This is a genomic window from Variovorax sp. P1_H12_2, assembly GCF_056405335.1.
This window is the reverse complement of sequence record NZ_JBFUCI010000465.1, coordinates 1-4,695: the sequence shown is the minus strand read 5'-3', so window position 1 is coordinate 4,695 and position 4,695 is coordinate 1. Positions and strand designations below refer to the sequence as shown.

The window sequence follows — 4,695 nt, the reverse complement described above, 5'->3', positions numbered from 1 at the left end:
CGAGCACGGCGTAATGCAGGCGCTGGGCCTGGTGGGCGAGGCCCAGGCGCTGGCGTGCCACCAGCGTCGATGGGCGTCCAAGCCGACCGGTCGCCAGGTCGAGGCGCTGACTCAAGGCATCGACGCGCGTCGCAACGGCCTCCCGCAGCCGCTCTTCGATCAGATCGAGCGCGCCGAGCCACAGCTCGCGCGGCGCGGACACGAGCTCGGCGGCGGCGGTCGGGGTCGGGGCCCGGACGTCGGCGCAGAAGTCGGCGATCGTGAAGTCGGTCTCGTGGCCGACACCGCAGACGACGGGCACCGGACTCTGGACGATCGTGCGCGCCAACGCCTCGTCGTTGAAGGCCCACAGATCCTCGATCGAGCCGCCGCCGCGCACCAGCAAGATGACATCGACCTTCGGTTCCAGTGCGTAGAGCGACTGCAGCGAACGCACGAGCTCTGACGGCGCGCCGTTCCCCTGCACGGCCGCCGGCGCCAGCACGACGGGGATGTGCGGCACCCGGCGCCGCAATGCGGTGACGACGTCGTGGAGCGCCGCCGCACCGAGGGAGGTGACGAGCCCGATCGCGCGCGGCAGGGCCGGCAGCGCCCGCTTGCGTGCCGGGTCGAACAGCCCTTCGGCCTCGAGCCGGGCCTTGCGCTGCATGAACTGTTCGAACAACGCGCCCTGCCCGGCACGCCGCAGGCTTTCAACCACCAGCTGCAAATCGCCGCGCGGCTCGTACACGGCGAGCCGCCCGCGCACCTCGACCTGGTCGCCGTCGCGCGGCGAGAAATCGAGCAGGCTGGCCGCGCGCCGGAACATCGCGCAGCGCAACTGGCCGGCCTCGTCCTTCAGCGAGAAGTAGCAGTGGCCGCTGGCCGCGCGCGAGAAACCCGAGATCTCCCCCCGCACGCTGACCGGGTTGAAGCGCGCATCCAGCGCATCCGCGACCGCCCGGCACAAGGCGCCGACGGCCCAGACTCTCGCGCCGGACGAGGGCGGTTGCCCACGTTCATTCATGCTTTTTCCGGTGTCACGGGCCTGAGTCGTCCACAAGGCAGCCCGATGGGGGCTGTGGTGTTGCGGCGTCTGCACAACAGGCACGGKTTGCCGTGCAAGTCATTGATTTCAAAGAAAAAAGTACTGCTCAAAATTCAATCGATCTGTGGAAAGGCCCGACCCGTGCGGCTTTGGACAGGTTGCTCCGCGTGTTAATCACAAAGTTATCCACATATCCTGTGCGTCGGCGCCTGCCTCGAGAACTCCTCGTGAAGGCACGCCGCCTCGGGAGATAATCGCCGCGCATTTGCAGTCCATGGGCCGGAGGAATACTTGTTTTCCATCATAGTTGCTGCGGGTTGGCCGATCTGGCCGCTGCTCGCCTGTTCGGTGATCGGGATGGCGCTGGTCATCGAACGATTCACCAGTCTCAAGACGTCCAGGGTCCTGCCGCCCAAGCTTCTCGACGAAGCGATCACCGTCTCACGCACCTCGATCCCCGGTCCCGACCTCGTGACCAAGCTGGAACAGAATTCCGGGCTCGGCGAAGTGCTGGCCGCCGGCTTTCGCGCCCTCAACGTCAATCCGCTGGCGAGCGAAGACGATCTGCGGGTCTCGATGGAGTCCGCCGGCCGCGTGGTGGCGCACCGCCTCGAGCGCTATCTGCCCGCGCTCGCGACCATTGCCTCGGCAGCGCCGCTGCTCGGGCTGCTCGGCACCGTGATCGGCATGATCGAGATCTTCGGCTCGCAGTCCCCGGCCAACGGTGCCGTGGGCTCCGGCAATCCGGCGCAACTGGCGCACGGGATCTCGATCGCGCTCTACAACACGGCCTTCGGCCTCATCATCGCCATTCCGGCCTTGATCTTCTGGCGCTACTTCCGCAGCCGGGTCGACGAATACCTGCTGAACCTCGAACTGGCCGGCGAGCGCTTCGCCCGCCACCTGGACACGCTGCGCCGATGAGGATGCATTTCCGTCACGGCTCGCGCGACGAGCCCGAGATCAACCTGATCCCGTTCATCGACGTGCTGCTGGTCGTGCTGATCTTCCTGATGCTCTCGACCACCTACAGCAAGTTCACCGAGATGCAACTGCGCCTGCCGGTGGCCGACGTCGAAGCCCAGCGCGACTATCCGAAGGAGGTGATCGTCGCGGTGTCCGCCGATGGACGCTTCTCGATCAACAAGACCGTGCTGGCGGACCGCAGCGTCGAGACCGTGACGGYCGCGCTGGCCGCCGCCGCCGGCGGTGCCAGGGACAATGTCGTGATCATCAGCGCCGACGCCAGCGCCGCCCACCAATCGGTCATCACCGTGATGGAAGCAGCGCGCCGGGCCGGGCTGATGCAGATCACCTTCGCCACCCAATCGGCCGCGCAGGCGGGGCGCTAGTTGCAGGAGGCCTGGCTGCGGCGCGGCGCTCTGGCGCGCGGGTTGTGGCCGCTGTCGCTGCTCTACGGCGCGCTGGTCGCCCTCCGAAGAACCCTCTACCGGCTGGGCCTGCGGCGCGTCGAGCGCGCCGGCGTGCCGGTGATCGTCGTCGGCAACGTGATCGCCGGCGGCTCCGGCAAGACGCCGGTGGTGATGGCGATCGTCCGGCACCTGGAGGCGCGCGGCATCCGGGCCGGCGTGGTGTCGCGCGGCTACGGCCGGACCACGCAGGACTGCCGCGAGGTGCTGGACGACAGCGATCCGGCGGCGGTCGGCGACGAGCCTGCGCTGATCCGCCGTTCGACCGGGGTGCCGGTCTTCGTCGCCCGGCGCCGCATCGAAGCCGCCCGCGCCCTGCTCGAGCGCCACCCGGCGACCCAGGTGATCGTGAGCGACGACGGCCTGCAACACCTGGCGCTGGCGCGGGACATCGAGATCTGCGTCTTCGACGACCGCGGCGTCGGCAACGGCTGGCTGCTGCCGGCCGGCCCGCTGCGGGAGCCGTGGCCGCGCCGCTGCGACTTCGTCTTGCATACCGGCGAACGGCCGGCATTCGCCGGTTTCACGGCCCGGCGCACTTTGGCGGATCACGCGCTGCGGCGCGATGGCACGCGGGTGCCGCTGGCCTCCCTGGCCGGGCGCAGCCTGGTCGCGGTGGCGGCGATCGCCAAGCCCGAGGCCTTCTTCCAGATGCTGCGCGCGCGCGGCCTGGTGCCGGCGTCCTGCATTGCGCTGCCCGACCATGACGACTTCCGCCATTGGAGCCCGCCCGGCGACGCCGGCCAGGTCCTGCTGTGCACCGAGAAGGACGCCGTGAAGCTGTGGCGCAAGGCACCCGCCGCGCTGGCCGTGCCGCTGGTCTTCGAACCCGAGCCCGGCTTCTTCGCGGCGCTCGACGCAAAGCTATCATCGCGTGATGGACACCAAGCTGCTTGAACTGCTCGTCTGCCCCGTGACCAAGGGGCCGCTGACCTGGAACGCCGAGAAGCAAGAGCTCGCCTCGCGCAGCGCCCGCCTCGCCTACCCCGTGCGCGACGGCATCCCGGTACTGCTCGAAACCGAGGCGCGCACGCTGTCCGACGAAGAGCTGGGGCTTTGAGCGCCGACTTCACCGTCCTGATCCCAGCCCGGCTGGCATCGACGCGGCTGCCCGACAAGCCGCTGGCCGACATCGCCGGCCTGCCGATGGTGGTGCGCGTCGCCCAGCGGGCCGCGCGTTCGGGCGCCGACAGCGTGGTGGTCGCAGCCGACGATGCCCGTATCGTCGACGCCTGCCGTGCGCACGGCGTGCGGGCGCTCCTCACGCGCACCGATCACGCGAGCGGCACCGATCGCCTGGCCGAGGCCTGCACGCAGCTCGGCCTGGCCGACGACGCCATCATCGTCAATGTGCAGGGTGACGAGCCCCTGATCGAACCGGCCCTCATCGACGCCGTGGCCGAGGCGCTGGCGGCGCATCCCGGCGCCGCGATGAGCACCGCGGCACACGCCATCGACTCGCTCGAGGATTTCGTCAATCCGAACGTGGTCAAGACCGTGCTCGATGCCCAAGGGAACGCGCTCTATTTCAGCCGCGCGCCGATCCCGTGGTGGCGCGACGGCTTCGCCGGCACCGGGCCGACATCGCCACTGCCAAGCGCACCCGCGCCGCTGCGCCACATCGGCATCTATGGCTACCGCGCGGGCTTCGTGCGCGGCTTCCCGAGCCTGCCACCGGCGCCGATCGAGGCGATCGAAGCCCTGGAACAGCTGCGCGCCCTGTGGCATGGCCACCGGATCGCCGTGCATGTCAGCGCGCATGCGCCCGGCCCGGGCATCGACACGCCCGAGGATCTGGCACGAGTGCGCGCCCTGTTCGGCGCCTAGAAGCCTCCAGCCTGTGGTCCAGGGTCGGCCCCGGACCCCATGCTATCCTCGAAGCAACTCCGCCTTGCGCCGCTTCGTGGCCGCCGTGGCGCGACAGAAATCAAGAACCTTCGAGGACACCATGAGACTGATTTTGTTGGGCGCCCCCGGGGCAGGGAAAGGCACCCAGGCGGCCTTCATCTGCCAGAAGTACGGCATCCCCCAGATCTCGACCGGCGACATGCTGCGCGCCGCCGTCAAGGCCGGCACGCCGCTCGGGCTGCAGGCCCAGGCCGTCATGGCATCGGGCGCGCTGGTGAGCGACGACCTGATCATCAACCTGGTCAAGGAGCGCATCGCGCTGCCTGACTGCGCCCAGGGCTTTCTCTTCGACGGCTTCCCGCGCACCATTCCGCAGGCCGAGGCCATGCG

Annotated in this window: 7 protein-coding genes; 6 read left to right on the top strand and 1 reads right to left on the bottom strand. The window is 69.4% G+C overall.

Going from position 1 to position 4,695, the window contains the following annotated elements; all coding sequences use genetic code 11:
- Positions 1-1,006: exodeoxyribonuclease VII large subunit (gene xseA / locus AC1D2K_RS30170; protein WP_478093547.1), on the bottom strand; the 1,006-nt coding region annotated here is incomplete at its 3' end.
- 312 nt (positions 1,007-1,318) lie between these two features.
- Here xseA and AC1D2K_RS30165 point away from each other — a divergent pair.
- The 6 genes from AC1D2K_RS30165 to AC1D2K_RS30140 all read left to right on the top strand — a co-directional run.
- Positions 1,319-1,951 (top strand): MotA/TolQ/ExbB proton channel family protein, encoded by a 633-nt coding sequence (locus tag AC1D2K_RS30165; RefSeq protein WP_478093544.1) that lies wholly within the window; start codon positions 1,319-1,321, stop codon positions 1,949-1,951.
- A gap of 2 nt (positions 1,952-1,953) precedes the next feature.
- A complete protein-coding gene (locus AC1D2K_RS30160) occupies positions 1,954-2,379 on the top strand; it encodes an ExbD/TolR family protein (RefSeq protein WP_478093546.1) in 426 nt (141 codons plus the stop codon).
- A complete protein-coding gene (gene lpxK / locus AC1D2K_RS30155; RefSeq protein WP_478093543.1) occupies positions 2,380-3,354 on the top strand; it encodes a tetraacyldisaccharide 4'-kinase in 975 nt (324 codons plus the stop codon).
- Complete coding sequence (locus AC1D2K_RS30150) at positions 3,335-3,517, top strand: Trm112 family protein (RefSeq protein WP_093107755.1); 183 nt, start codon at positions 3,335-3,337, stop codon at positions 3,515-3,517. The genes lpxK and AC1D2K_RS30150 overlap by 20 nt, the downstream gene beginning before the upstream one ends.
- Positions 3,514-4,284 carry a 3-deoxy-manno-octulosonate cytidylyltransferase gene (gene kdsB / locus AC1D2K_RS30145; protein ID WP_478093541.1) on the top strand — a complete coding sequence of 257 codons (771 nt, stop codon included), beginning with the start codon at positions 3,514-3,516 and terminating at the stop codon, positions 4,282-4,284. The genes AC1D2K_RS30150 and kdsB overlap by 4 nt, the downstream gene beginning before the upstream one ends.
- A 121-nt stretch (positions 4,285-4,405) precedes the next feature.
- Positions 4,406-4,695, top strand: a 290-nt coding sequence (locus tag AC1D2K_RS30140; RefSeq protein ID WP_478093539.1) for a nucleoside monophosphate kinase, incomplete at its 3' end; no start/stop codon positions are given.